This is a genomic window from Cellulomonas sp. JH27-2 (genome assembly GCF_014837175.1).
In the GTDB taxonomy this organism is placed as follows: Bacteria; Actinomycetota; Actinomycetes; order Actinomycetales; family Cellulomonadaceae; genus Cellulomonas.
This window is the reverse complement of sequence record NZ_JACYFR010000003.1, coordinates 758,236-784,402: the sequence shown is the minus strand read 5'-3', so window position 1 is coordinate 784,402 and position 26,167 is coordinate 758,236. Positions and strand designations below refer to the sequence as shown.

At 72.5% G+C, this 26,167-nt stretch carries 19 protein-coding genes; 1 reads left to right on the top strand and 18 read right to left on the bottom strand.

From position 1 onward, the window contains the following. Positions 1-180: 180 nt before the first annotated feature. The gene (locus IC607_RS12610; protein ID WP_191787694.1) at positions 181-1,317 is read left to right on the top strand and encodes a glycosyltransferase family 4 protein; all 1,137 of its coding nucleotides are present in this window, start codon (positions 181-183) and stop codon (positions 1,315-1,317) included. Between the two features lie 15 nt (positions 1,318-1,332). Here the strand turns inward: IC607_RS12610 and IC607_RS12605 are convergent, their stop codons facing one another. The 18 genes from IC607_RS12605 to IC607_RS12520 form a co-directional block, all read right to left on the bottom strand. Beyond that, a complete protein-coding gene (locus tag IC607_RS12605; protein WP_191787693.1) occupies positions 1,333-1,665 on the bottom strand; it encodes a TfoX/Sxy family protein in 333 nt (110 codons plus the stop codon). Positions 1,666-1,780: 115 nt separating this feature from the next. Continuing rightward, positions 1,781-2,620 carry a VanW family protein gene (locus IC607_RS12600; RefSeq protein ID WP_191787692.1) on the bottom strand — a complete coding sequence of 280 codons (840 nt, stop codon included), beginning with the start codon at positions 2,618-2,620 and terminating at the stop codon, positions 1,781-1,783. 181 nt (positions 2,621-2,801) lie between these two features. After that, positions 2,802-4,799 (bottom strand): transcription termination factor Rho, encoded by a 1,998-nt coding sequence (rho, locus tag IC607_RS12595; protein ID WP_191787691.1) that lies wholly within the window; start codon positions 4,797-4,799, stop codon positions 2,802-2,804. Between the two features lie 277 nt (positions 4,800-5,076). Continuing rightward, positions 5,077-6,006 (bottom strand): homoserine kinase, encoded by a 930-nt coding sequence (gene thrB / locus IC607_RS12590; RefSeq protein WP_191787690.1) that lies wholly within the window; start codon positions 6,004-6,006, stop codon positions 5,077-5,079. A gap of 4 nt (positions 6,007-6,010) precedes the next feature. Further along, complete coding sequence (thrC, locus tag IC607_RS12585; protein ID WP_191787689.1) at positions 6,011-7,081, bottom strand: threonine synthase; 1,071 nt, start codon at positions 7,079-7,081, stop codon at positions 6,011-6,013. After that, a complete protein-coding gene (locus IC607_RS12580) occupies positions 7,081-8,385 on the bottom strand; it encodes a homoserine dehydrogenase (protein ID WP_191787688.1) in 1,305 nt (434 codons plus the stop codon). The genes thrC and IC607_RS12580 overlap by 1 nt, the downstream gene beginning before the upstream one ends. A 149-nt stretch (positions 8,386-8,534) precedes the next feature. Beyond that, on the bottom strand, positions 8,535-11,873 hold the full coding sequence (locus tag IC607_RS12575) for an Ig-like domain-containing protein (RefSeq protein WP_191787687.1): 3,339 nt from the start codon (positions 11,871-11,873) through the stop codon (positions 8,535-8,537). 383 nt (positions 11,874-12,256) lie between these two features. Then, on the bottom strand, positions 12,257-12,943 hold the full coding sequence (locus tag IC607_RS12570) for a collagen-like protein (protein ID WP_225224835.1): 687 nt from the start codon (positions 12,941-12,943) through the stop codon (positions 12,257-12,259). 206 nt (positions 12,944-13,149) lie between these two features. Then, entirely contained in the window at positions 13,150-14,163 is a 1,014-nt protein-coding gene (locus IC607_RS12565; RefSeq protein ID WP_191787685.1) for a WxL protein peptidoglycan domain-containing protein, read from the bottom strand. A gap of 74 nt (positions 14,164-14,237) precedes the next feature. Continuing rightward, the gene (locus IC607_RS12560; protein ID WP_191787684.1) at positions 14,238-15,911 is read right to left on the bottom strand and encodes an HtaA domain-containing protein; all 1,674 of its coding nucleotides are present in this window, start codon (positions 15,909-15,911) and stop codon (positions 14,238-14,240) included. A 107-nt stretch (positions 15,912-16,018) separates the two neighbouring features. Further along, positions 16,019-17,350, bottom strand: a complete 1,332-nt coding sequence (locus IC607_RS12555; protein WP_191787683.1) for a hypothetical protein — start codon at positions 17,348-17,350, stop codon at positions 16,019-16,021. Next, positions 17,347-18,540 carry a hypothetical protein gene (locus tag IC607_RS12550; RefSeq protein ID WP_191787682.1) on the bottom strand — a complete coding sequence of 398 codons (1,194 nt, stop codon included), beginning with the start codon at positions 18,538-18,540 and terminating at the stop codon, positions 17,347-17,349. The genes IC607_RS12555 and IC607_RS12550 overlap by 4 nt, the downstream gene beginning before the upstream one ends. Further along, on the bottom strand, positions 18,537-19,349 hold the full coding sequence (locus tag IC607_RS12545) for a heme ABC transporter ATP-binding protein (RefSeq protein ID WP_191787681.1): 813 nt from the start codon (positions 19,347-19,349) through the stop codon (positions 18,537-18,539). The genes IC607_RS12550 and IC607_RS12545 overlap by 4 nt, the downstream gene beginning before the upstream one ends. After that, the gene (locus IC607_RS12540) at positions 19,346-20,443 is read right to left on the bottom strand and encodes an iron ABC transporter permease (RefSeq protein WP_191787680.1); all 1,098 of its coding nucleotides are present in this window, start codon (positions 20,441-20,443) and stop codon (positions 19,346-19,348) included. Before IC607_RS12540 ends, IC607_RS12545 begins: the two co-directional genes overlap by 4 nt. Continuing rightward, entirely contained in the window at positions 20,440-21,570 is a 1,131-nt protein-coding gene (locus IC607_RS12535; protein ID WP_191787679.1) for a hemin ABC transporter substrate-binding protein, read from the bottom strand. The genes IC607_RS12540 and IC607_RS12535 overlap by 4 nt, the downstream gene beginning before the upstream one ends. 187 nt (positions 21,571-21,757) lie before the next feature. Further along, a complete protein-coding gene (gene lysA, locus IC607_RS12530; protein WP_191787678.1) occupies positions 21,758-23,167 on the bottom strand; it encodes a diaminopimelate decarboxylase in 1,410 nt (469 codons plus the stop codon). Next, positions 23,164-24,843: an arginine--tRNA ligase gene (argS, locus tag IC607_RS12525; RefSeq protein WP_191787677.1), complete on the bottom strand. Its 1,680-nt coding sequence runs from the start codon at positions 24,841-24,843 to the stop codon at positions 23,164-23,166. Before argS ends, lysA begins: the two co-directional genes overlap by 4 nt. After that, positions 24,840-26,135 (bottom strand): CynX/NimT family MFS transporter, encoded by a 1,296-nt coding sequence (locus tag IC607_RS12520; protein ID WP_370526189.1) that lies wholly within the window; start codon positions 26,133-26,135, stop codon positions 24,840-24,842. Before IC607_RS12520 ends, argS begins: the two co-directional genes overlap by 4 nt. Positions 26,136-26,167 lie beyond the last annotated feature (32 nt).

Below are 26,167 nucleotides of genomic sequence, written 5' to 3'. Positions count from 1 at the left end.
GGTCCCGCACGTGACTCGCGCAGGTGAACCGCAGACCAGCGGAACATTCTGCCAGAACCGAGCCCAGGCCCGAAATCTTCCCGCGGCACCGGTTCTCGCCCCGTCGGCGGGCTACCCGTCCCCTTACGATGACGCGGGCGAGGCCTTGCCCGCCCCGACCGCCGAGCCGATGGAGGACCCTTGCCGCGCACGCTGGTCGTGACGAACGACTTCCCGACGAGGCAGGGCGGCATCGAGGCGTTCGTCGCGGCGCTGTGCGACCGGTTCCCCGCCGGCGAGGTGGTCGTCTACACGTCGTCGATGCCGGGCGACACGGCCTACGACGCCACGCTCCCCTACCCGGTGATCCGCGACCGGCGGTCGATGCTGCTGCCCACCCGCCGGGTGCGGCGTGCCGTCGTCGCCGCGTTCGGGGAGCACGGGTGCGACCGGGTGCTGTTCGGTGCCTCCGCGCCCCTGGGGCTGCTCGCGCCGGCGCTGCGCGAGGCCGGCGCGGAGCGCATCGTCGCCATCACCCACGGGCACGAGGTGTGGTGGGCACGCGTGCCGGTCATGCGGTCGCTGCTGCGGCGGATCGGTGACTCGGTTGACGTCCTGACCTACATCTCCGGCTGGTGCCGTGACCAGATCGGTCGCGCCCTGTCCGAGACGGGCCGTTCCCGCCAGCAGCGGCTGGCTCCCGGCGTCGACTCGCAGCGCTTCTACCCGGGCTGCGGAGGCGACGCGGTGCGCGCCGAGCTCGGGATCGGCGACGCGCCCCTCGTCGTGTGCGCGGCCCGCCTCGTCGCCCGCAAGGGCCAGGACCAGCTCATCGCGGCGTGGCCCGCCGTGCAGCGCGCGGTGCCCGGTGCGCGTCTGCTGATCGTCGGCGACGGCAAGCACCGCGGCGCGCTCGAGAAGGCGGTGGCCGAGCGCGGGCTCGGTGAAGCCGTGACGTTCACCGGCCCGGTGACCTGGGCGAACATCCCGCCTTACTTCGACGCCGCGGACGTGTTCGCGATGCCATCCCGCACCCGTCTTGCTGGTCTCGAGCCCGAGGGCCTGGGGATCGTCTTCCTCGAGGCGGCCTCGTGCGGCAAGCCCGTGATCGTCGGCCGGTCGGGCGGCGCCCCGGACGCGGTCGACGACGGCGTCACCGGCTTCGTCGTCGACCCGACGTCGCCCGACGAGATCGCGGCGCGCATCGTCGAGCTGCTCACCGACCCGGACAAGGCCCGCGCCATGGGCGAGGCCGGTCGCGCCCGCGCGCAGGCCGACTGGCAGTGGGACGACATCGCCGCCCACTGCCGCGACTACCTGGACGCGTCGCGGCCCTGATCCGGTGGACGCGGTTCAGGCCTGCGGCGGCAAGCTCCTCGCGCAGGCGGTCCCGAGCTCGACCCAGTGCGCCAGCTCGTCGTCGTCGTCGAGCACCGCGGCGTCCACGCGCAGCCAGCCGCGCATCTCGCGGCCGCGCATCTCCATCGGAGCGGCGCCGGGTTCAGCCAGGTGCTCCGCCGTACGCTCCGGCAGGACACGGACCATCAGGCCGCCCTGACCGCTGACCGCCACGCCCATGTGTCCTGCGACGAGGAACGCGAGCCCGCCGAACATCCGTTTCTCCGTGACCTCGGGCTGGTCTGCGAGCAGAGGTCGCACGCGTTCCGCCAACGCCTCGTCGTACATCTGGCCACCCCCGTCGTCGTCCGTGTCTCGAGCATCCCACCGACCCCCGACACGCGCGGACGACCGCCGGACGCAGAGGTGCACGCGCGTCTCATCGGGCAGCCGCGGGGCGCGGCTATCCGGCGCCGCCGGCCTCCAGGAACGGCTGGTACATCAACCGGCCTTCGTTGATCGCGAGCAGCTCGTCGCCCACCTCGTTTCCCGCGAGGTCGAGCACCCGGCGCCGCAGCACGTTGCGCCGAGTGAAGACCCCGGGCAGGTCGTTGGTCATCAGGTGTGCGGCCTCGTACACCTGGTAGGTGTTCGACGGCGGTCGATCACTGGTCCACGCCCCGACCAGGTCCGTCCCGTCGACGGCCAGCGACAACCGGAAGGTCGCGGCCGTCCGGTTCTCGATCTGCAGGTCCAGCACGGGCCAGGAGCACGTCGCGCCGCTGCCGAACGGCTGCGTGCGGCCGTTGTCCGGGAAGACGTCGTAGGTGTGCCGCCAGCGCTCGACCACGCTCAGCGGAGAGTGCACGGTCATCCAGTACAGCAGGTTGGTCATCTGGCACATCCCGCCGCCGACGGCCCCGTCGACCTGCCCCTGGCGCAGGACGAGACCGTCCTTGAAACCGCGCCGGTAGCTCGGCCTGCCGACGAGCCGCCAGAACGACATCCGCTGCCCGGGCCGCAGCACGCCGCCGTCCAGCCGCTCGGCGGCGATCGCGAGGTTCACCGCCTTGTTCTCCTGCAACCGACGGTCCACCCCCGCCAGCTCGCGGAAGATCGGCGAGCGGTGGGCAGCGACGTGATGCTCGAAGTCGTCGGCCGCACGGTCCAGCCGCGGCTCGACGCCGGCCCGCCGCCACTGCCACTCCCGACGCAACCGTCGGACGGCCGGTCCGAACGACTCTCGGGCGCGCTCGCGCACACCGTCGGGAATTCTCGACGTGCCGTCCGCCGTCGTGCCCACCCCGGCCCCGATTCCCCTGCCGGGTTACCCCGGAGCCTGCGTGGTCACCGATCGATGACCACGCCGCCAACATAGCGCGACGGCGAGGGCGATGTGGGGCATCGCATCGACGAACCGACCGAACGACGACGGCCCCACGCTCCCGACGAGGGAGGCGGGGCCGTCGCGAGTCGCGAGCCGGTCAGATCGTCTTGCCGGCGTTCTCCTCGCCCCAGCTGCCGGGCGTGGTCTTCTGCACCTGGAGCAGGAACTCGACGTTCGACTTGGTGTCGCGCAGCTTGCCGAGCAGCAGCTCGATGGCCTGCTGCTGGTCGAGGGCGCCCATCACGCGACGGAGCTTGTAGATGATCTTCAGCTCGTCGTTGGCGAGCAGCACCTCCTCGCGGCGGGTGCTGGAGGCGTTGATGTCGACCGCCGGGAAGATGCGCTTGTCCGCGAGCTGGCGGGACAGGCGCAGCTCCATGTTCCCGGTCCCCTTGAACTCCTCGAAGATGACCTCGTCCATCTTGGAGCCGGTCTCGACCAGCGCCGAGGCCAGGATGGTCAGCGAGCCGCCGTTCTCGATGTTGCGGGCCGCACCGAAGAACCGCTTGGGCGGGTAGAGCGCCGAGGCGTCGACACCACCCGACAGGATGCGACCGGACGCCGGGGCGGCCAGGTTGTAGGCGCGCGACAGGCGGGTCAGCGAGTCGAGCAGCACGACGACGTCCTGGCCCAGCTCGACCAGGCGCTTGGCCCGCTCGATGGCCAGCTCGGCGACGATCGTGTGGTCCGAGGCGGGGCGGTCGAAGGTCGAGGCGATGACCTCGCCCTTGACCGTCCGCTCCATGTCCGTGACCTCCTCGGGGCGCTCGTCGACGAGCACGACCATGAGGTGGACCTCGGGGTTGTTGGTGGTGATGGCGTTGGCGATCTGCTGCATGATGATCGTCTTGCCGGCCTTGGGCGGGGCGACGATGAGGCCGCGCTGACCCTTGCCGATGGGCGCCACGATGTCGATCACGCGCGGCGTCAGTCGGGTCGCCTCGGGGTTCTCGAGGCGCAGCCGCTCCTGCGGGTACAGGGGCGTGAGCTTGGTGAACTCCGGGCGGTTGCGCGCCTCGTCGGGGCTCAGCCCGTTGACCGTGTCGAGCCGCACCAGCGCGTTGACCTTGCTGGGGCGGTTGCCCTGCGGCAGCGGCTCACCCTCGCGGGGCTGACGGACGGCACCGGTGATCGCGTCGCCGCGGCGCAGGCCCGACTTCTTGACCTGGTTGAGCGAGACGTAGACGTCGCCCGGGCCGGGCAGGTAGCCCGACGTGCGCACGAACGCGTAGCTCTCGAGGATGTCGAGGATGCCGGCGACGGGCAGCAGCACGTCGTCGTCACTGATCTCGATCTCGTCGAGCCCGGCCAGGTCCGGGGCACCCGTGCGGCCGCGGCCGCGCTTGCGGTCCCGGTCGCGGTAGCGGTCGCGCGAGCGACGACGACGGCCGCCACCCTCGTCGTCCAGGTCACCCTGCGGCTGGTTGCCCTGCGCGCCCTGGTTCGCCTGGGTGTTCTGCTGGGGCTGGGCCTGGCGGTTGCCCGCCTGACCACCCTGCCGCTCGCCCGGGCCGTTCTGGGCCTGGCGGTTCTGCTGACGGTTGCCGTCCTGGGCCGCGCGCTGGCCGTCGGTCTGCTCGTCGCCCTGCGGGGCGCCCGTGCTGCGGCCGGCGCGGCGCGAGCGCCGCTCACCCGTCACTGCGCCGACGGCGTCCGCCGCGCGGGCGGCCCGGTCGTCGACCTCGGAGCGCGGCTCGGTGTGGCCGAGCTTGGCGTCGAGCGCGGCCTCGAGGCCGGCGAGGGCGTCGGGCTGGCGCTGCGTGTCCTGCTGGCGCTGCGCGGCGGGCGCGTCCGCCTGCTGCGCGTCGGCGGCAGGCTCGGCGGCGACGGGCGCGGCGGAGCGCGTCGCACGGCGGCGGGTCGGCGCGGCCTCGGGCGCGCCGGCGACCGCGACGGTGCGCTCGCGGCGCGTGTCGAGCGCCTGGGCGCGGCCTGCGCCGCGGGCGGCCGAGATGGCCTCGACCAGATCGCTCTTGCGCATCTTGGAGGTGCCCTTGACGCCGAGGCCGGCGGCCATGGCCTGGAGCTCGGGCAGTCGCAGCGCCGAGATGGATCCGCCGGTCGCATTCACGGCGGGATCGATGGTGTCTGTCACGAAGGACCTTTCCCCTCGTCCTGGGCCGGCATCCGCTTCCCGGATGGACGGCCTGTGCCCCGTCAGATGATCGGAGCAGAGATGGAAGCCGCACGTGCGGCGGACGACGACGTCCGTGACGTCTTGCGCACGAGGGCTGGATTGTTCCCGACTGGTCGGCTCTCGCAGGAGTCCGGCCGACAGGCGGCGCGGCGACCGGAGCAAACTGTCCGGGGAACGCGCCGATATTACCACTGTCGGCCCAGGCACCCGTTCGCCTGAAGGGGTGCGCGGGAGTTCACCCGCCCGGGGTGACCCGCACGCCCTCGGTGTCGACGGGCAGCGGCAGCACGCGCCAGCCGCCGAGGGTCGGCCCGAAGGCGGTCGCGATCGCCGCGTCCGCATCCGTACCGTCGGCGGTGCGTCGGGCCAGGGCGAGCACCGTGGGGCCCGCACCCGAGACGACCGCGGCGACGCCTGCGGCGCGCAGCGCGTCGACGAGCGCGAGCGAGTGCGGCATCACCCGCCGGCGGTACTCCTGGTGCAGGCGGTCGGCGGTCGCGTCGAGCAGCAGGTCGGGCCGACGACCGAGCGCCTCGACCAGCAGCGCCGCGCGACCCGCCTGGAAGGCGGCGTCGGCGTGCGGGACGGTCGAGGGCAGGACCCCCCGGGCCGACGACGTGGACAGGCGGTTGGCGGGCACGATCGCCACCGGTGCGACGTCCGGGTGGACGGCGAGCGGTGCGACCCCGACCCCGGCAGCCGTGCTCCACGCGACCGTGGCGCCCCCGTGGATCGCGGGGGCCGCGTTGTCGGGGTGCCCTTCCATCTGCGTGGCCAGCGCGAGCGCGACGTCGTCGGACAGCGCCTCGGGCTCGGAGACGAGCCCGCGCGCGGCGGCGATGCCCGCGACGACCGCGGCGGCCGACGAGCCGAGCCCGCGACCGTGCGGGATGCGGTTGTGGCAGACGAGGTGGACGCCCGACTGCGGCGCGCCGACATGGTCGAGTGCGGTCCGCAACGCCTGGACCACCAGGTGCCGCTCGTCGTCGGGCACCTCCCCGCCGCCCTCGCCCGTGACCTCGACGACCACCTCCGGCGATCCGAGGGCACGCACCTCGACGTCGTCGTGCAGACCGAGCGCGAGCCCGAGCGCGTCGAAGCCCGGCCCCAGGTTCGCGCTGGTCGCCGGGACGCGCACGCGGACCCGGTCCGCACGCAGGCGCACGGCGTCAGTCCAGACCGAGCGCGGCGGCGATGGAGACGACGTCCGCGCTGATCCGCACGGGCTTCACCTCGTCGCCGTCCGCGTTGCGCAGCGCCCACTGCGGGTCCTTGAGCCCGTGACCCGTGACCGTGATGACGATGCGCGCACCGGCGGGGACGCGGCCCGCCTCGGACATCTTGATCAGGCCCGCGACGCCGGCCGCGGAGGCGGGCTCGACGAACACGCCGACCTCGGCCGACAGGATGCGGTGCGCGGCCAGGATCTGCTCGTCCGTGACGGCGTCGATGACGCCCCCCGACGCGTCGCGGGCCTCCTCGGCCTGCTTCCACGACGCCGGGTTGCCGATGCGGATGGCGGTGGCGATCGTCTCCGGCTCGTCGACCGGGAATCCCCGCACGATGGGCGCGGCACCCGCGGCCTGGAAGCCCCACACCGTGGGCGTCCTGGTGGCGAGACCGACCTCCGCGTACTCGCGGAAACCCTTCCAGTACGCCGTGATGTTGCCCGCGTTGCCGACGGGGAGCATGAAGATGTCCGGAGCGTCGCCGAGCGCGTCGACGATCTCGAACGCACCCGTCTTCTGGCCCTCGATGCGGTCGGGGTTCACCGAATTCACGAGCTCGACGGGGTACGCCTCCGCGAGCTTGCGGGCCGCGACCAGGCAGTCGTCGAAGTTGCCGTCGACCTGGAGCAACGTGGCGCCGTGGGCGATGGCCTGGCTCAGCTTGCCCATCGCGATCTTGCCGTCCGGCACCAGAACCGCGCAGACCATGCCGGCGCGCGTGGCGTAGGCGGCGGCCGACGCGGACGTGTTGCCCGTCGACGCGCAGACGACGGCCTTGGCGCCGTGCGCGGCGGCGGCCGACATCGCGGCCGTCATCCCGCGGTCCTTGAACGACCCGGTCGGGTTCATGCCCTCGACCTTGACGTACACGTCGGCCCCGACCCGGTCGGACAACGCGGGCGCGGGGACCAGCGGCGTGCCGCCCTCCCCCAACGTCACCGTGTGGGTCTTGAGGTGCTCCGGCAGGTGATCGGCGTACTCGGCGATGACGCCGCGCCACTGGTGGGCCATCAGGCTCCCTCGACTCGCAGGACGGACACGACGGCACGCACGACGTCCAGGCCGGAGATGGCCTCGACCGTTCCGGAGAGCGCGCGCTCGCTCGCGGTGTGCGTGGTGATGAGCAGGAGCGCGACGTGGTCGTCGGGCACCGCGCTCTGGCGGACGGACTCGATGGACACCCCGTGCTCGGCCAGGACGGCGGCGACCTGCGCCAGCACGCCGGGCTGGTCGCGCACCTCGAGGCGCACCTGGTAGCGGGTGCGGGCGCTGTCCGCCGGCAGCACGGGCAGGTCGGCGTACGACGACTCGACCGGGCCCCGGCCGCCGAGCACACGGTGCCGCGCCACGGACACGACGTCGCCCAGCACGGCCGACGCCGTGGGCGCGCCGCCCGCGCCGCGGCCGTAGAACATGAGCTCGCCGGCGGCCTCGGCCTCGACGAACACCGCGTTGAACGCGCCGCGCACGCCCGCGAGCGGGTGGTCGCTCGGCACGAGCGCGGGGTGCACGCGCACCTGGATGCCCTCGGTGCCGTCGTCGGCCGTGTTGCGCTCGGCGATGGCCAGGAGCTTGAGCGTGCGACCCGTGCTGGCGGCCCACGCGACGTCGTCGGCCGTCAGACCGGTGATGCCCTCGCGGTGCACGTCGTCGATCGACACGCGCGTGTGGAACGCGAGCGACGCGAGGATCGCGGCCTTCGCCGCGGCGTCGTAGCCCTCGACGTCGGCCGTCGGGTCCGCCTCGGCGTACCCGAGCGCCTGCGCCTCCTTGACGGCCTGGTCCAGGTCCAGCCCGTCCGTGGCCATCTTGTCGAGCACGTAGTTGGTGGTGCCGTTGACGATGCCCAGCACGCGCTGGACCCGGTCCCCGGCGAGCGACTCGCGCACGGGCCGCACGATCGGGATGGCGCCCGCGACGGCGGCCTCGAAGTAGAGGTCCACGCCCGCGGCGTCCGCGGCCGCGTAGAGAGTGGGACCATCCGCAGCGAGCAGTGCCTTGTTGGCGGTGACCACGGACGCGCCGTGCTCGATGGCCCGCAGGATCAGGGTGCGCGCCGGCTCGATGCCGCCCATCACCTCGACCACGACGTCGGCCCGCGTCACGAGCTCGTCGGCGTCCTGCGTCAGGAGCGCCGGGTCCACGCCCTCGCGCTCGGCCGTCGTGTCCCGCACGGCGATCCCGACCAGCTCCAGGCGCGCGCCGACCCGCGCCGCGAGGTCGTCGGCCTGCTCCGTCAGCAGACGTGCCACCTGCGTCCCGACAACACCGCACCCGAGCAGGGCGACGCGCAGACTGCCGGACTGATGGGGCACGACGAGACCTCCGCGAAGGAATGGGGAACGACTGAGCACAGGATAGGGGCGGCCGACGACACGCAGCCGCCGTGTCCGCCCCTGGGGACGGGACGACGAAGCGGGGCGGCCCGGATGACCCGGACCGCCCCGCCTCGATCAGACGACGCTCAGGAGAGCGTGATGGTGCGCGTGACCGACTTCGAGGACTTCACGTCCTTCGTGCCGGCGTACTTCACGGTCACCTTGTACGTCCCGTAGGACAGACGCGGCAGCGTGATGGTCGCCTTGCCCGCCTTGATCGTCGCCGACTTCACCAGGGTCTTGGCACCCTTGGCGGTGGGGTCGAGGACGAGCTGGACCTTGCCGGTCTCCTTGACGCCGGGAGCGTAGACGCTCACGGCGACGCGACGCTTGGAGATCAGCTTGTACGACGTCTTGGACGTCGCCTTGGCGACCTTGAAGGTGCCGCTGGTCTTCGACGAGGCGATCTGCGACGTGCCGAGGTAGACCACCGACAGCTTGTGCGTGCCGACCTTGAGCGTCTTCGGCAGGGCGATGACCGCCGCGCCGTAGTGCAGGTTGACGCGCTTCAGCACGGTCTTGCCCTCACGGACCTCGACCTTGCCGGTCGCGTTCAGCCCGTTCGACGCCGCGACGACGACCTGCATCGTCGTGGACTTGCCGAACGTGCCCGTCGTCGGCGCGTCGACGAGAACCTCGGAGACCGCCTTCGCGACGACGACCTTGGCCGTCGTCACCGAGCTCTTCACGGTCTTCGACGAGGACGTGAACGCCACCGTGACCGTGTGCGTGCCCGCAGACAGCGCGGGGAGCTTGACGCTCGCCTTGCCCGACTTCAGCGTGGCCGTGCCGAGCGTCTTGCCACCCGCCGTGACCTTGATCGTGCCGGTCGCAGAGGCTCCCGGCGCGATGACCTGGACGGGGAGCGAGCTCGACGTGTTGACCGAGGTCGCCACGTCAGGAGCGAACACGTACGACGAGTACACCGTCACCGGCGGGACCGGCTTGGCGGAGACGACGACCGTCGCATCGGCACTCGCCGAGTTGACCGAGGCGGTGCCGGCGTAGAAGACCGCCAGGTGGTGCGTGCCGACAGCGAGCACGTCGAGCGTGAGCGTCACAACTCCGTCCACCAGCGAACCGCTACCGACGACCTTGGTGCCGTCCTGGACGGTGACCGGACCGGTCACATTGGCCACGCCCGGGGCGATGACGACGACAGGAAGCGCATAGTGGCTGCCCTCCTGGACCGCACCGCCCACGGCGGAGACGTACGCCTCGTACTTCTTCACCGTGACGTTCACCGTCGCGCTCGAGGAGTACACGGCATCGGAGCCCGAGTAGTTGACGGTGACCGACTGAGTTCCGAGCGGCACCGACGCCGGCACAGTCAGCGTCGCGACGCCGTCGACCACCGGCACCGGCGCACCCCAACCGGCGACCGAGACAGTCCCGCCCGTGGCGTCGTCGCCGCTCACGTGGACCGTCAGCGAAGCAGACTGCCCGACGAACGTGGTGACGTCGGCGGCCGAGACCGACGACGCCGTGGGCTCAGCGAAGGTGACAGTGTTGCAGCCGTAGCTGAGCGACGAGATGACCCCGTCACCCTTGACGCCGGAACCCAGCGAATAACCAATCGCCACGATGCGGGCGTGGACGCCTGCCTTCTCGAGGTTCTCCGACCACTGCGCGAGCGTGCCGTGGTTGTCCGAACCGAAGCCACCCGAGTGGGACGGTGCGGCGTTCTTGAGCGCATCGGCGTACCAGGAGCTGCTCGGCAGCCACCAGTCGTTGCCGTACGACGCGGGCTCGCCGACGAGGTAGCCGTCAGTCTTCCCGTCGCCGTTCACGTCGAGCGCGAGCTGGTAGCCCGGCTGCGCCTTCGAACCGGTCCACTCGAGGCTCGGCTCGCCGACCTCGCGAAGAGAGGCGTCGACAGGCATGTAGAGCGCCGCCTTGTCCGTCGAGGAGTCGCCCTCGGTCCAGACGTGCAGACCGTCGCCCTCGATGACGTTGTGGCCGGTGGCACGCGTGTCGCTCGCCCAGTCCGTCAGCCGGTGCACGACCTGCGTGTCCGTCGCGGAGCAGCTGAAGTTGCCGAAGCTGAAGGTGGTGTCACCCACGGTCATCGAGTGGATCGTGGCGTCGCCGACCGCCCCCGAGCCGAGCGAGTAGCCGATCTCGGTGGTGACGGCGTCCGGGAAGGCTCGCTTCCAGTCAGCCAGGCTGCCCTGGAGCTGGCGGTACGCCGGCTCGTTGGCGTTCCTCGGCGTCGAGGACGAGTTCTTCGCGAAGTCGCTCGCGTTGCCCAACCACCAGAAGTCGAAGTTGTCCTCCTTGACGAGGTAGCCGTCGAAGGCACCGTCGTCGTCGAGGTCGACCCCGATCTGCTTGCCCGGCTGAGAGCCCGAGTTCGGCGTCACGTCCCAGCTCGGGTCGCCGATCAGGTCCAGGTCACGGACGTACGGCAGGTAGCCGGCCGACTTGTCGGTGCTGGGGCTTACGCCGGCGAGCGGAGCTGTCGTCCAGACCCGCAGACCGTCGTTCTGAAGTGCGTAGTGGCCGGTCGCACGGGTGTCCGTGGTCTTCCAGCTCTCGATCGTCCGCTCGGTCGTGTGGACGTCGGTGGTCTCGTCCGTAGCGTTGTCGACCTTGTAGCCGAGGTTCGAGATGAGGAAGCCGTGACCCTCGGTGTCGGGAGCAGCGTCGACCGAGCTCCAGCCGATGCCGTTCGCGCTAGGGACGCTCCGCGACGCGCGGAAGAGCAGCGAGTTGATCGTGCCGGGCGTCGCGTCAGGAGACGCCTCGAGCCGGTACTGCTCGTAGGTGCCGACGACGCCGACCAGGGCACCGTCCACGTAGACGGAGAGGCGGTCCTGGCCGTTGACCACGAAGTGGTGGCGGAGGCGGATGTCGTGAGACACGGTCGGGTCGACCGAAGCCAGAGTCTTGCTGTACCAGCCGGACTCCTCCTCGGTGCTCGTGCCGAGCTCCGACCAGATCGCGCCGATCTCAAGCTTCTGCGTCGCCGGGTTGTGGTACAGCACGAACGAACCGCCCTGGCGCGAGCCGTTGCCGTCGTCGGGCGCGATCTCGAGGCGAAGCCCGGGCTGGAAGCCACCCGTCTCGGATGCGACCGTGAAGTGCGCGTCGAACTCGTCGTACGCAGCACCCGAACCGGGCTCGCCGGCTGCCTCGTCGACGCGAGGGCTCACGAGCTGGGTGATGTTGCCGGACGTGGTCGCGTTGGACAGACGCAGGGCATCGCCCTCGACACCGAAGTCCGACGTGCCGTTCTTGATCCACCCGTGGGCGGCGTCGAGCGCGTAGTCGCCGTCGACATCGACGTTGACGCTGGTGTTGCCGGCACCAGTCACGGCGCTGGCGGGGATCGCGGTGAGCGCCGTCGCACCGAGTGCGGCGACGACGGTTCCGGCGACAGCTGTCGCGCGGCGGCGACCGGTGGCCGCTCGGGGGTTCTGCATGTGGGGAGGCCTCTCCAGGTGGGACCAAGGTCTTCGATGTATTGCGCCGAGCAACCTAGGTGCACCGACCTGGAGTACGTCGGGCGATTTGAACGACCTGTGAGGATAAGCCGCGTGTGATCTTCGTCACATATCCGCAGATGGATTGTGGAATTCGGAGGAGGGGGTCACTAACGGACACCAGGCCAGGCCGTCAGCGACGACGACGAGGGTGATCTTGAGCTGGAGAACGTTTTAGGTCTCACGATGCGGATGGCCTCTTTGCCGGCATCTCCTCACCGCCGCACGGGTGAAACCACAAAGCGGGGCGGCCCGGAGCGCTCCGGACCGCCCCGCTCGGGCAACCGACCGTCAGTGAGACGGTCAGCGCTGCCGTGACCCGATCAGTTGTCGAGGTCGACGACCTGGACGGGGATCGTCGCGGCAGGGACGCAGAGCGCCCACACCTTCAGCGTGCTGGTGTACTCGCCGTTGCCCAGGACGATCCAGCCATCGAGCCGGTCCGCCTTCGGCTTGCCCGTGTCCCAGTCCATCCGGCCGGGGAACGACGACGTGATCGCGAAGCCGTCATCCTGGGTCTCCACGTCACCCGCCTGCACGCCGCCCGCGATGGCGACGTACTTCTTCGACGTGGCGTCGTCGTCAGCGCACGCCACGGTGGCCGAACCGCCGCCGCCGTTCTTGAAGTTCTCGACACGGTAGATGGCACCGGTCAGACCACTGTCACCCTTGTCGCCCTTGGCGCCCGGGGCCCCAGGGGTGCCCTTGTCGCCCTTGGCGCCGGTCTTGCCGGTCGCCCCCGGCTTGCCGTCCTTGCCGTCCTCGCCGGCCTTCGAGGCGATGTAGGCCTTGGTCGACTTCGACAGGTCGGACGTGCCGACCGAGCCGTTGATGAGCTCCGACGCGCCGACCGAGCTAGCGCCGAGGTCGGCCTTGGTGATCGACCCGTCCTTGATGTCCGCGCCCGTGAAGAACGTCTTGGCGTTGGCGACGCCGCCACCGGCGACGACGAGGCCGGCAACGAGTCCGGTACCGATGACCGCAGACGCGATCTTGCTCTTGACCTGCATGGTGATGCTCCTTGTCCTGTGGCGGCCCGACCGGCTCCTCCGTCGGAGCAAGGCCATCGACCACGTCGTCTCAACGTTGCGTGGAGCAACCTAGAGGCGGTCCACAGATTCCTCCCAGGCCGATTTGGGCGACCTGCGAGGAAAGGTGCAGTGTGACCTGCATCACATCGACCTCGCCGCCGTGGGCATTCCGGTGAGCGCGGGCGCTAACGGACAGCGAGCGCGCCTTCCGGGTCGGATGAGGCGGGTGAAGTTCCGGCGGCGGACGAGCGCCGGTCTCGCCATGCGGGCAGTGCGAAAGCCCCGATGACGACGATCACGACAAGTGCCGCGAGCACCCACGGCACAGCCCAGCCGGTCGCGGCGGCGGAGACGGCGGGGACGGGACGGCCACCGATGCCGACCCCCTCGGCGAGCACCTGGACGTCGGCGGACACGCGCACCGTGGGCCAGACGCCCGGCACCTCGACCTGCCGGACCAGGGCGCTGCCGGGCAGCAGCTCGGGCAGCGCACCTCCGGCCGGTGCCGTCCGGAGCATCCCGCCCGGGCCCGAGACGCGCACCTGGTCGGTCCCGGTGACGCGGGTGTTGCCGGTGTTGGTCACCGTGTACGTGACGGTCGCGGAACCGCCCGCGAAGGGGTTGGCGGTGCCGTGGTAGGTCACGGAGGCCGCGCTCACGGTCACCGCGGGGTCCAGCTCGCCCGCGACGCGGATGTGCATGCGGGAGCCGAGGCGGCTGTCGAGCGCGACCGGTGCACCGCCCGCGTCGGAGACGTAGGAGGTCACGACGCCGCCGGAGTGGTCGCCCGGTGTCGCGTCGTCGGGCACGGAGACCGTGAACGGGACCGTCGTCGACCCACCGCCGGGTACCTCGACGGTGTCGTCCTCGAGGGCCACCCACGTCCCCACGTCGACCGACGGCTGACCAGCCGGGAGCAGGTCGAGCTGGCCCGACGACGTCGTCAGGGCGTCCGCCGCGTAGATCCTCAGGGTCAGCGGGTCGCTGCCCAGGTTCGTCACGACGATCCCGTCGCGGATGACGTCACCGGGCTCCGCGTCGTAGACGAAGTTGGGCCGGTCGTCGCCCTGCTTGCCGCCCGCGGGCGCGACACCCCAGGTCAGCTGCCCGTCGTCGGCGGCCGACGCGGGTACGGCGACGACCCAGGCGCCGACGAGCAGGCTGAGCACGGTCAGCGTGATGGCCCTCGGACGGGTCACGTCGGTTTCCTCTCGTTCGCACCGGTGACCCGGACCCCAGGCGAGGTCCGGGCCACCGGCAGTGGTGCGTCGTGTCAGCTGAGCGCGGTGAGCGTCAGCGTGGCGGTGTAGCTGCCGGGAGCGGCGTCGGCCGGGGCGACCAGGTTGAGGTCGGCCCCCACGGTGACGTCACCGAGGGCGTGGCCCGTGGCGCCGGAGACGAGCGTGCTCGTCGTCCGCAGACCCGCCGTGGCGGACGTCCCGGGCGCGACGACCGTGCCGGCCACCGCACCCACGGTGTTGGCCGTGAGCTTGGGCGTCCAACCGAGCGCCTGGCCACCGAACGAGTGCGACCCGTCCGCGGTGGTGAAGTTGCCGATCTGGCCGGCGATCGAGAACGCCGGCGCGTTCTCCCGGGTGTCCTTGACCTGGATGGTCGGCAGCGCGCCCGTGGCCGTGAAGCCGTTGGTGGTGGCCGCCGCGGTACCGAGGCTGACCGCACCCGAGCCGCTGATGGTCCAGGAGAAGACTCCGGGCTCCGGCTCGGGGTCGGTGGACCCCTCCGGCACGTCGACGCCCACGCTGATGTCACCGGCGAAGGAGATCGGCACGAAGATCTCCTGGCCTGCGTTGGCGGCAGCGCCCCCTGCGGCGTAGACGTAGATGCCGTAGCGGCCCGAGGTCGCGGTCGACGCCTTGACGTCGAGCGTGGCCGTGAAGGAGCCGTCGTCGGACATCGTGACGAGGGCCGGGGCCTGGCTCGGGTAGTCCGTGCCGACCTGCGTGAACGACGGCTCGGGCAGTGCCCACTTCTGGCTCGTGACCGCACGCGCACCCGACGCGGCGCCGGCGGACGGACGCCAGACGTCGGCGAACCGGCCGAACGTGACGTAGACGCCGGTGGGCTTGCCGTTGGCGACCGGCGGGCGACCCGTGGCGAGGTTGGCCTGCGGGTCGAAACCGGTGCCCGTGACGGTGACCGACTCGGTGCCGGCCGGGTCGAAGCCGCTGACCTTGGAGACCGTGATCTTCGGGTCCCAGGCGACGGGGGCCGCGTCGAGGTCGGCGCTGACGGAGAAGTCGTCGAGCGCGTCGCCCGCGTTGAGGAAGCCCTGCAGCGCGGCCGATCCGGCGGCGCTGAGCTTGACGCCCGTGCCGGAGACGGTGACCGAGTCGCCGTCCACGTCGACGTCGGCCGTCGTGACCGTGCCGATCTTGACGTCGTCGCCGCCGTACGTCCCGGGTGTGTAGCCGAGGGCCGCGCCGTTCTCCGGGATGACGACCGACAGGTCGCCCTCGAGCGACGCGACACCGTCCGCGACGACGACCGCGACATCCTTGACCGTCACCGTGAAGGCGTGGGAGGGGAAGGCGTAGACGACCGAGCCGGCGGTCTGGATACGCAGGTCGTCAGCCGACTCGACCGAGCCACCGGACGCGGGGAACAGGTAGGGCAGCGTCTCGTTGGGCGTCGACGTGCTGGCCGCCCAGGCGGGGGTGCCGGACGTGTCGAACGTGGCGGGTGCGCCGACCGTGATGCGCTGGCCCACGGCCACGGCGCCGACCGGCGGCAGGGCCGCGATCTGCTGGCCCACGTAGTTGCGGAAGCTGGAGCGGAAGCCCCAGTGCAGGTCACCGCTGCTCGCGGTCACCTCCCGCCCGTCGGCTGCGGTGGCCGGGGCGGCGGCCGTCAGGGCGACGGCTGCGACGAGCGCGGCTACGCCCGTACCGGCGACCGCACGCGCGGCCCATCCGGTTCGTGTCTTCACGAGGTTCGTCCTTTCGTCGTGGACGCACGGCGAGTGCAGGGTGAGAGCCCCGAGGTCCGTACTGAGGTTAGCCTTGCCTAATCAAGAATCGCAATCGCCCGTCCGGGTCACAACCACGGCACGACGAGCCAGCCCCTGGCGAAGCCGGCCGCGGCGACCGTCCCGACCACCGCCACGAACCCCAGCGAGCCGAGCAGCAACGGGTCCCGGTCCCCCAGCCAGCCGCCCACGTGCTGCGCCACCGGGATGAGCGGGGTCGCGGCCAGCACCGTCGACGCGGCGGTCGCGGCGAACGACCCGCCCGGCGACGTGGGCAGCGGTGTGCCCGTCCCCGGCAGCGGCGCACCCGTGCCCGGACCGCCCGAGGCCGGGCCTCCCCCGCCCGGCGTGGGCGGGGCCCCGGAGGATGTCGGGTCGTTGCCCGGATCGTCGGCCGGGGGCGTCGTGACCGCGTTCGTCGGCTGCGGGCTCGGCGCGGCCGTCGCGCCCGGTCCGGGAGCCGGCGGCGCGACGGGGTCGTCGGCGTCGAAGCTCACCGTCACCGGCAGCGCGACCTTGAACCGATCACGCTCACCGCCGCTCGTGTACCAGTACGACGACTGCCCGGTCTCGACCTGGAACGCGACGAAGTCCGCCGGGAACGACCCCCAGTACGCCGCGTTCGCGGACGTCCTGGCCGCCTGGGCCGACGAGCCGCGCACACCCACGTATTCCGGCGTCACGACGAAGCCCGTCGCGCCCAGCTCGACGTGGGCGAAGCGCGCGAGCGTGATGGTCCGCGCCTCGAGTGGCAACCAGCGCGACGCATCCTCGCGGTCGGCGGCGTACCCCGACCCCGTGGCGGTCAGGGTGCCGACGCCGTCGACGACCGTCAGGACCGGGTCGGTCGCCGACCAGTACGTCAGGCCGCCGTACATGACGACCGTGAACGAGCCCTTCCACGCGATCCGCGCGCTCCGCTCGCCCTGGTCGACGTAGCCGCCGCCCGCGTCGATCACCACCTCGCTCTCGGTGGTCGTGGACGTGGCCGACGACGTCACGGTCGCCCCGGTGCGGTCCTGGCACCTCGTGTCCCAGGTGGCGACTCGCATGCGTCCGTCCGCGCCCGGCTTCTCGACGCGCACGTCGGCCGCCGTCGCCCGGTACAGCCCGTCGGCCTTCGTCCACGCCCGTGAGCTGCCCGCGTCGCCCGCGGCGCCCGCGGACAGGAAGTTGCAGCCGAACGCGTGCGCGCCGCTGCTCGACTCGGCGTTCAGACCCCAGCGCAGCTGCGCGTCGGACACGGCCAGACGGCCCGCCGCCGGGATCTCGACCTGGACCGAGACCGAGTCGTCGGCCAGCGCGGCGGGCACGGCCGCAGCCGCCCCGACGAGCGCGATGCCGACCGCCGCGAACGCCCGCAGACCACGCACCCGGCCGAGCCGTCGGTCGCGCCTCATGCCGTCGCCCCGGGCCTCGGCGTCGTCGGCCGACGTCGCCGCCGCCGTCGTCGGGCGGACGTGAAGGAGGCGACGACGAAGGCGAGGAGCAGCAGCGCGACGACGCCGACCACGACCGCCCAGGGCGACGAGCTCGACACCGGCTGCGTGCTCGCGTTCGCGGCGGCCGCCGCGGAGACGGGGTCGGCGATCGCCGTGAACTCCACGGCGGCGCTGCGACCCGAGGCGGCCCCGTCGAGCGTGAACGCCTGCGTGCCGGGGCGCAGGTCCGCGGGGAGCTGGACCACGCCGGCCACCTCGCCCTGCGCGCCGGCGGTCAGGGGCCCGACGGCCGCCAGGCCTGCACCCAGCGTGCCGACCACCTGCTCGCCCGGTTGGAACCCCTGGCCCGTGAACGACAGGACGCGGCCGACCACCACCTGGTCCTGCGAGACGCCCAGCGTGGCGGGTACGTCGGGTGCTGCGGCGGCCGACGACGACGGGCTGGGCTGCGCGCCCGGCGACGCTGCACCGGTCGGCGCGTCGCCCGACCCGCCGCCCGCGCCCGCGCCCGTTCCCGCGCTCGTGCCCGCAGCGCTCGGCGCGCCTTTCGTCGGCGCCGCCTGCGCACCGCTCGTCGCGTCTTTCGTCGTCGTGAACCGCACGCGCGTGAACGTCTCGTTGTTCTTGTTCGTCACGCCGTGTGCGCCGATCGTCAGGACGCCGCAGGTCAGCTCGCGGCAGTCGACGGTGCGGACCTTGCCGGAACGGTCCGCCGCCTGGAACGTGGGGCCGGGGATGACGAGCGTGGTCTTCCATGAACCGGACGCGGAGATCTCGCCGCCGTTCGCGGAGCTCTCCGTGGACGAGCCGGGGAACGCGACGAACCTCTGGAAGCCCTGGTTGTCCTTGGACTCGGAGTCCGGCACGTAGAGGTAGTCGTCACCGGTCACGCCGCCCCGGCTGGGACGCCACGAGCCGCTCGACGGGTCGTCGACCCACCCGAAGAACACGTAGATGCCGCCGAACCCGCCCTTGACCGACTGGAAGCCGCTGCCACGGACCGTCACGGTGGTCGAGTAGGTGCTGTCCGCGATCGCGGAGCCGGCCTTGCTGGTCACGGTCACGCGGGCTGCAGCGGACGCGGGCGCGGCGGGCAGGACGACGGCCGCGACGAGCGCGAGGCCGAGCAGCGCGGCGAGGCGCCTCATCGGGACTCCTTCCCGGCCGCGACGGGCCGGCGTGCGGGGGTACGCACCGGCAGGACGACGAGCTCGTCGCTGCCGGGGCGGGTGAAGACGTCGACGGGGTGCTGGTAGACGTCGCTGACCAGCGCGGACGTCAAGACGTCCACGGGCGGGCCGTCGCCGCGCACCCGGCCGTCCGCGAGCACGACGACGCGGTCGGCGTAGGCGGCGGCCAGGGTCAGGTCGTGCAGCACGACGACGACCGCCGCGCCCGCCCGCGCGCGGTCGCGCGACTCGACCAGGAGCGCCTCCTGGTGACGGATGTCGAGGGCGGCCGTCGGCTCGTCGAGCAGCAGGACGCCGGGCTCCTGCGCGAGCGCGCGGGCGAACGACGTGCGCGCCTTCTCACCGCCGGACAACGTCGGGTACGTGCGCGCCGCGAGGTGCGTGACGTCGGCCGTCGCGAGGGCGGCGCCGACGACGCGGTCGTCGTCGTCCTCCGCGTCCGTCCCACGCCACGGCGCTCGCCCCATGGCCACCACGTCACGCACCGGGAACGGGAACGAGAGCCGGTTCTCCTGCAGCAGCACCGCGCGACGGCGGGCGAGCTCGTCGAGCCGGATGGCACGCACGTCGAGCGCGTCGAGGCGCACGTCGCCCGTGTCGGGCACCGTGTCCCCCGCCAGGACCGAGAGCAGCGTGGACTTGCCGGCGCCGTTGGGCCCGACGAGCGCGAGCACCTGCCCGGCGTGCACGTCGACGTCGACACCGTCGAGGATCGTCGTCGGCCCGTACGCCACGCGCACGCCGCGGGCCTGCAGGACGGCGCTCATGCCCAGCCCCCCGCGCTGCGTCGCGTGCGGCGGATGAGCCAGAAGAAGAAGGGACCGCCCACCAGCGCGGTCAGCATGCCGATCGGCAGGTCGGCGTAGGGCACGGCGGTGCGGGCGACCAGGTCGGCGGCCAGCAGCAGGACCGCTCCGCCCAGCGCGCTGGCCGGGATCAGGACGCTGTGGCCCGGGCCCACGGCCATCCGGACCAGGTGCGGCACGACGAGCCCGACGAAGGCGATGATGCCGCAGAACGCCACGGCGCCCGCGGTGAGCAGCGCGACCAGCACGATGCAGACCACCCGCAGCCGCTCGACGTCGACGCCGAGGTGGCGGGCCGACCGTTCGCCGAGCGCCAGCAGGTCCAGGCGCCGGGCGACCAGCACGGCGCCGGCGATGCCGACGGCGACGATCGGCGCGACCACCGCGACGTACGGCCAGCGCGTGCCGTTGAGGCTCCCGAGCTGCCAGAACACGATCTGCTCGCGCTCCTGGGTGTCGCCCAGGAAGGTCAGCAGGGCGAGCGCCGCGCCGGCCACCGCGTTGACCGCGACGCCGGTCAGCACGAGGGTCACCACCTCGGTGCGGCCGTTCTCGCGCGCCGTCGCGTAGACGAGGATCGTCGTGAGCAGCCCACCGACGAACGCCGTCGCGGCCACCGTCCACGGCCCCAGGAACGTCAGCCCGAACACGATCACCGAGCACGCACCGACGGCCGCACCGGAGCTGACGCCCACCACGCCGGGGTCGGCGAGCGGGTTGCCGAACACGCCCTGCATGAGCGCGCCGCCCGTCGCCAGAGCCGCGCCGACCAGCAACGCCATCGCGACGCGCGGGAACCGGATGGTCCACAGCGCCGCGTCGCCGTTGGGGTGCGCGGGCACGGGGCCGACCTCGAGACCCAGGTGGTGCAGCAGCGAGCCGACCACCTCGGCCGGTGGCACGGACAGCTGGCCCATCCCGGCCGAGATCACGGCGAGGACCAGCAGCGCAGCCGACAGCCCGACGAAGAGCGCGGGGACGCGGCGGCTTCGGGTGGGCGCTGCCGCGGACGGGCTCGTCGTCGGCGTCGGTGCTGCGGTCGTCGTCGGCGTCACGAGGCGGCCGACTCGTCCGGCGCGTAGAGCGCCACCGCGAGCGCGTCGAGGACGTCGGCCGTCGTCGGGCCGAAGCTCATCACCTGCGTGTCGTCCATGTCGACGATGCGGCGGTTCTCCCCCGCGGGCGTGTTCGCCACGGCGGGCAGCCGCTCGAGCAGGCCGTCGACGCCGCCCACCGACTCGAGTCCCTTGGTCATCATGAGGATGACGTCCGGCGCGGCCTTGACCAGGCCCTCGTCGTTGATCGGCTTCATGCCGTCCCAGCCGATCTCGGAGGCGACGTCGATCCCGCCGACGGCGTCGATGAGGGCGTCGGCGCCCGATCCCTTGCCGAACATGTAGTAGACGCCCGCCTGGCCACGTGCGTAGAGGAAGACGATCCGCAGCTTGTCGGCCGTCTCCGTGGGCGCGACGGCTGCGATCTGGGCGATCTTCTCGTCGACCTGCTTCTCCGTGCGCTGGGCCAGCTTCTCGCCCTCGTCGGGCACCCCCAGCGCGTCCGAGACCTGCCGGATCAGCGCGCCGACGTTGTCGGTGCCGCGGTGGGAGTCGACGACGACCACCGGGATGCCGGCGTCGCGCATCTGCAGGATCACGTCCCACGGGCCCAGGCTCGTGTCGGTGATGATCACGGTGGGCGCGAGCTCCAGGATCGACTCGCCGGACAGCTCGTGACCGCTGGGGGTGACCAGCGGCTTGTCGGCGATCTCCGGGTAAGCCGACGACGTGTCGCGGCCGACGACATGGTCGCCGAGGCCCAGCTCGTAGACGATCCGGGACGTCGAGCCGTAGATGTCGAGGGCCAGGATGCGGCTGGTGTCCGTGACGGTGACGGTCGTGCCCTGCGCGTCGGTGACGGTCGCGGGCAGCGTCGGCGTCGGGTCGTCGGCCACGGGCCTCAGCGCGCTGTCGGCGACGACCGCGCTCGACGGACCGGAGACCGCACGCGGGTCCGCGACCGGCTGCGTGTCAGCCAGTCGGACGCCCCCCTCGGCGCTCGCCGCCCCCGTCGCGGCCGCACCGCCGCCGCACGCCGTGAGCGTGAGTGCCAGCGCAGCCGCAGAGGCCAGCGCGGTCGCACGACGGACGAACCGCCCCTGGATGGTCCCCTGGCGCGCGCGCATCCCTCGGCCACTCCTCGTCGTCCGGGCCCGGAAGATGACCGGGCGACAAAGGAGACCCTAACTTACGTAAGCCTTACCTCAGAACTGCCCGTCCGTGGGGCGCCGATCACACCCCCGGAAAGCGACAACGCTCTGCGAATGTCGCGCTGCGGCGAACATTCGCAGAGCGTTGACGAGGACCGGGGCGTCAGCCCTCGTCGAGGGCCAGCAGGTCCGCGATCGTCTCGCGGCGGATCAGCACGCGGGACCCGCCGTCGCGGACCGCGACCACCGGCGGGCGCGGGACCTGGTTGTAGTTGGACGCCATCGAGCGCCCGTACGCACCCGTGGCCGCCACCGCCAGCAGGTCGCCCGCGCGCACGTCGCCGGGGAGCTGGACCTCGTGGACGACGATGTCGCCGCTCTCGCAGTGCTTGCCGACGACGCGGGCCAGCACGGGCTCGGCGTCGGACAGCCGCCCGACGATCTCCGCGTGGTAGGCCGCTCCGTAGAGCGCGGGCCGGATGTTGTCGCTCATCCCGCCGTCCACGGAGACGTAGGTGCGCGTGCGCCCGTCGTCGATCCGCACCGGCTTGACCGTGCCGACGGTGTACAGCGTCAGGCCGGCGGGGCCGACGATCGCGCGGCCGGGCTCGATGGAGAAGCGCGGCAGCGGCGTGCCGACGTCGGCCGCGCTGGCCGCGACCGAGGCCGCGACGTCCTTGGCGATCCGGTCCGGGTCGAGGGCGACCTCCCCCGGCAGGTACGCGATGCCGTAGCCGCCGCCCAGGTCCACCTCGTCGACGAGAACGCCGGTGCGCTCCGCGAGCGCGGCCCGCAGCTCGAGCACCGCGCGCGCCGCGACCTCGAACCCGCTGGGGTCCAGGATCTGCGACCCGATGTGCGAGTGGATGCCCAGCAGGTGCAGCTCGGGCCGCGCCAGCACGGCGAGCAGCCCGCGCATCGCAGGACTGTCACCTCCTGCGTCCGAGGAAGTGGCTGCTGCAGCGACCACTTGCTCGGACGCTGCGGGAGTGGGGGCGATGGAGAGGCCGAACTTCTGGTCCTCGTGGGCCGTGGAGATGTACTCGTGCCCGCCCGCGTGCACGCCCGTCGTCACGCGGACCATGACCGGCGCGACGACGCCGCGCGCCCCCGCCAGGTCCGCCACGCGCTCGATCTCGACGAGCGAGTCGACGATGATCCGGCCGACACCGGCGTCGAGCGCGGTGACGATCTCGTCGTCGGACTTGTTGTTGCCGTGCAGGCCGATGTGCGCGCCCGGCACGCCCGCGCGCAGCGCGATCGCGAGCTCGCCGCCCGACGCCGTGTCGACGCGCAGGCCCTCGTCGTGCACCCAGCGCGCGACGGCCAGCGACAGGAACGCCTTGCCGGCGTAGTACACGTCGACGCCCGCGCCGATCTCGGCGAACGCCGTCTCGAACGCGCGCCGGTACGCCGACGCCCGCCCGCGCAGGTCGCCCTCGTCGAGCACGTACGCCGGCGTGCCGTGCTGAGCCGCGAGGTCCGCGACCGGGACACCGGCCACGGACGCGACGCCCGCACCGTCCCGGGCGACCCCCGTGGACCAGGGCTCGCCGGGGATCGTCGTCGTCACATCCGCTCCGGCGCGGACACACCCAGCAGCGCGAGGCCGTTGGCGAGCACCTGGCGCGTGGCGTCGTTGAGCCACAGGCGCGTGCGGTGCACGTCGCTGACCTCCTCGTCTCCGAACGGCGTGACCCGGCGCTGGTCGTACCACTTGTGGTACGCGCCGGCCAGCTCCTCGAGGTAGCGCGCGACGCGGTGCGGCTCGCGCAGGTCCGCCGCCTGGGCGACGATCCGCGGCAGCTCGGCGATCTGGCCCAGCAGCACGGCCTCGGACGGGTGGTCGAGCAGGGCGGCGTCGAAGCCGTCCTCGCGGCGCACGCCCGCGTCGGCCGCGTTGCGCGCCACGTTGACCGTGCGCGCATGGGCGTACTGCACGTAGAAGACGGGGTTCTCGTTGGTGGCCTTGGCCAGCAGGTCGAGGTCCAGGTCGATCTGGGAGTCGGTCGACGAGCGCGACAGCGCGTAGCGGGCCGCGTCCACGCCCACGGCGTCGACCAGGTCGTCCATGCTGACGACGGTCCCCGCGCGCTTCGACATCCGCACGGGCTGGCCGTCCTTGACCAGGTTGACCAGCTGACCGATCAGCAGCTCGAGGTTGACGTGCGGGGTGTCCCCGAACGCCGCGCAGACCGCCATCATGCGGCCCACGTACCCGTGGTGGTCGGCGCCCAGCATGATGAAGACGCGGTCGAAGCCGCGCTCGCGCTTGTCCAGGTAGTAGGCGATGTCGCCCGCGATGTAGGCGGCCTCGCCGTCCGACTTGATGATGACGCGGTCCTTGTCGTCGCCGAAGTCGGTGGTGCGCAGCCACGTCGCACCTTCGGCCTCGAAGATGTGGCCGAGCTCCCGCAGCCGGTCGATGGCCCGGTCCACCGCGCCCGACTCGTGCAGCGAGTCCTCGTGGAAGTAGACGTCGAAGTCGACGCCGAACTCGTGCAGCGAGGACTTGACCTCGGCGAACATGAGCTCGACGCCGCGGGCCCGGAACGCCTCGGTGGCCTCGTCGTCGGGCAGCGTGCGCGGGTCCGGCTCGCCGGCCGCGACGGCGTCACCGATCACCTGCTCGGCGATCTCGGTGATGTACTCGCCGCCGTAGCCGTCCTCGGGCGCGGGACGGCCCTGGGCGCGGGCGACGAGCGAGCGCGCGAACCGGTCGATCTGCGCGCCGTGGTCGTTGAAGTAGTACTCGCGCGTGACGTCGGCGCCGGACGCGGTCAGGACGCGCGCCAGGCTGTCGCCGACGGCCGCCCAGCGCACGCCGCCGATGTGCAGCGGGCCCGTGGGGTTGGCGGAGACGAACTCGAGGTTGACCTTGACGCCGGCCAGCGAGTCGCCGCGGCCGTAGGCCTCGCCGGCCTCGACGACGGAGCGCGCGAGCTCGCCGGCCGCGGCTGCGTCGAGGCGGATGTTGAGGAAGCCAGGGCCCGCGACGTCGACGGACGCGACGCCCGACGTCGCCGTGAGGCGCGTGGCGAGCGTCTCGGCGAACGCGCGCGGGTTGGTGCCCGCCTTCTTCGCGAGCTGCAGCGCGACGTTGGTGGCCCAGTCGCCGTGCTCGCGCTGGCGCGGTCGCTCCAGGTGGACCGTCGCGGGGACGTCCGCGGGGTCGAGGGCGAAGGTGCCGTCGTCGACGGCCTGCGTCAGGGCGGCCGTGATGGCCTGGGCGAGCTGCTCGGGGGTCACCCGGGGAGTTTACCGGGGACGTCGGCCGCGTCAGCGCGTTCATCCACGGCCGGCTCCGGCCCGATCATCGTCGGCCGGCAGGCGAACCAGGCCGCGACCAGCAGCACCCCGAGGCACGCCAGCAGCACGCCGATCGGCGCGTGCCAGCCGCCCGTCGCCTCGTAGAGCACGCCGATCCCGATGGGACCGAGCCCCGCCACGACGTACCCCGTCCCCTGCACCATCCCGGACAGCGCCACCGCCGTGGCCGGCGTGGTGCTGCGCAGACCCAGCAGCGCCAACAGCATCGGGAACGACGACGGGCCGATGCCCAGCAGCACCATCCACACCGCCGTGCCGTGCGCGGGTGCCGCCCACAGGCCCGCGTAGCCGACGGCCCAGCAGGCGACGAACGCGACGACGACCGGGTACGGGTTGCGCATCCGCTGCGCGAGCACCGGGGCGAACAAGGACATGGGGGCGCCGAGCACCGCGAAGACGGCGAGCCATCGCCCGCCCTCGTCGGCCGGGAGCCCGGCGTCCGCCAGGAGCGTGGGCAGCCACGCGAACCCGACGTACGTGCCCAGCGCGTTCATCGCGAACATGACGACCATCGCCCAGGCCTGCCGCGAGCGCCAGACGACCCGGACCTCGCCGCCGCTCGTCTCGCCGAGCGCCGCGGGGCCGTGCGGGGCGGGCGCCCGGCGCAGGATGGTCGCCAACCGTGCTCGCGCGGCAGCGGACCGGACGATGACGACGACCCACGGCACCGCCGCGACGAGCCCGACGACCGCCCAGACGCCCACCGCGACACGCCAGCTGGTGGCCCGCGCGAGCGGCAGCGCGAACAGCGGGGGCACGGCCGTGCTGATGGACAACGCGACCGAGTACGCGCCCGTCACCGCCCCGATGCGGTCCGGGAAGTACCGCTTGACCAGCGGCGGAAGCAGCACGTTGCCCATGCCCATCCCGGCCAGCGCGATCATCGACCAGGCGAGGAAAGCCTGCGGCCCGTGGGTCGTGGCGCGCACCACCTCGCCGACCGCGGAGATCAGCAGCGCCGCCACCATCGCCGGCTCGAGGCCGATCTTCCGCGCGAGCGGCGTGGCCAGGGAGCCGAACACCGCGAACGACAGCACCGGGACGGTGCCCAGCAGGCCCACCTGCGTGGGCGAGAAGTCGATGTCCTGGCGGACGACGTCGATGATCGGCGAGACCGCCGCGACCGCGATGCGCAGGTTGAGGCCGACGAGCACCACACCGACCAGCACCACGATCCGACCCCGCCAGGGTGCGGGCGCGGCTGACTGCACGGGTGACTCCTGGACGTGATCGTGGACTGGGT

Excerpts from the sequence above, each read along its gene's own strand:
- IC607_RS12550 (WP_191787682.1), bottom strand. The coding sequence starts at position 18,540 with ATGAGGCGCCTCGCCGCGCTGCTCGGCCTCGCGCTCGTCGCGGCCGTC.
- thrC (WP_191787689.1), bottom strand. The coding sequence starts at position 7,081 with ATGGCCCACCAGTGGCGCGGCGTCATCGCCGAGTACGCCGATCACCTG.
- IC607_RS12575 (WP_191787687.1), bottom strand. The coding sequence starts at position 11,873 with ATGCAGAACCCCCGAGCGGCCACCGGTCGCCGCCGCGCGACAGCTGTC.
- IC607_RS12605 (WP_191787693.1), bottom strand. The coding sequence starts at position 1,665 with ATGTACGACGAGGCGTTGGCGGAACGCGTGCGACCTCTGCTCGCAGAC.
- IC607_RS12535 (WP_191787679.1), bottom strand. The coding sequence starts at position 21,570 with ATGCGCGCGCGCCAGGGGACCATCCAGGGGCGGTTCGTCCGTCGTGCG.
- IC607_RS12555 (WP_191787683.1), bottom strand. The coding sequence starts at position 17,350 with ATGAGGCGCGACCGACGGCTCGGCCGGGTGCGTGGTCTGCGGGCGTTC.
- IC607_RS12545 (WP_191787681.1), bottom strand. The coding sequence starts at position 19,349 with ATGAGCGCCGTCCTGCAGGCCCGCGGCGTGCGCGTGGCGTACGGGCCG.
- IC607_RS12570 (WP_225224835.1), bottom strand. The coding sequence starts at position 12,943 with ATGCAGGTCAAGAGCAAGATCGCGTCTGCGGTCATCGGTACCGGACTC.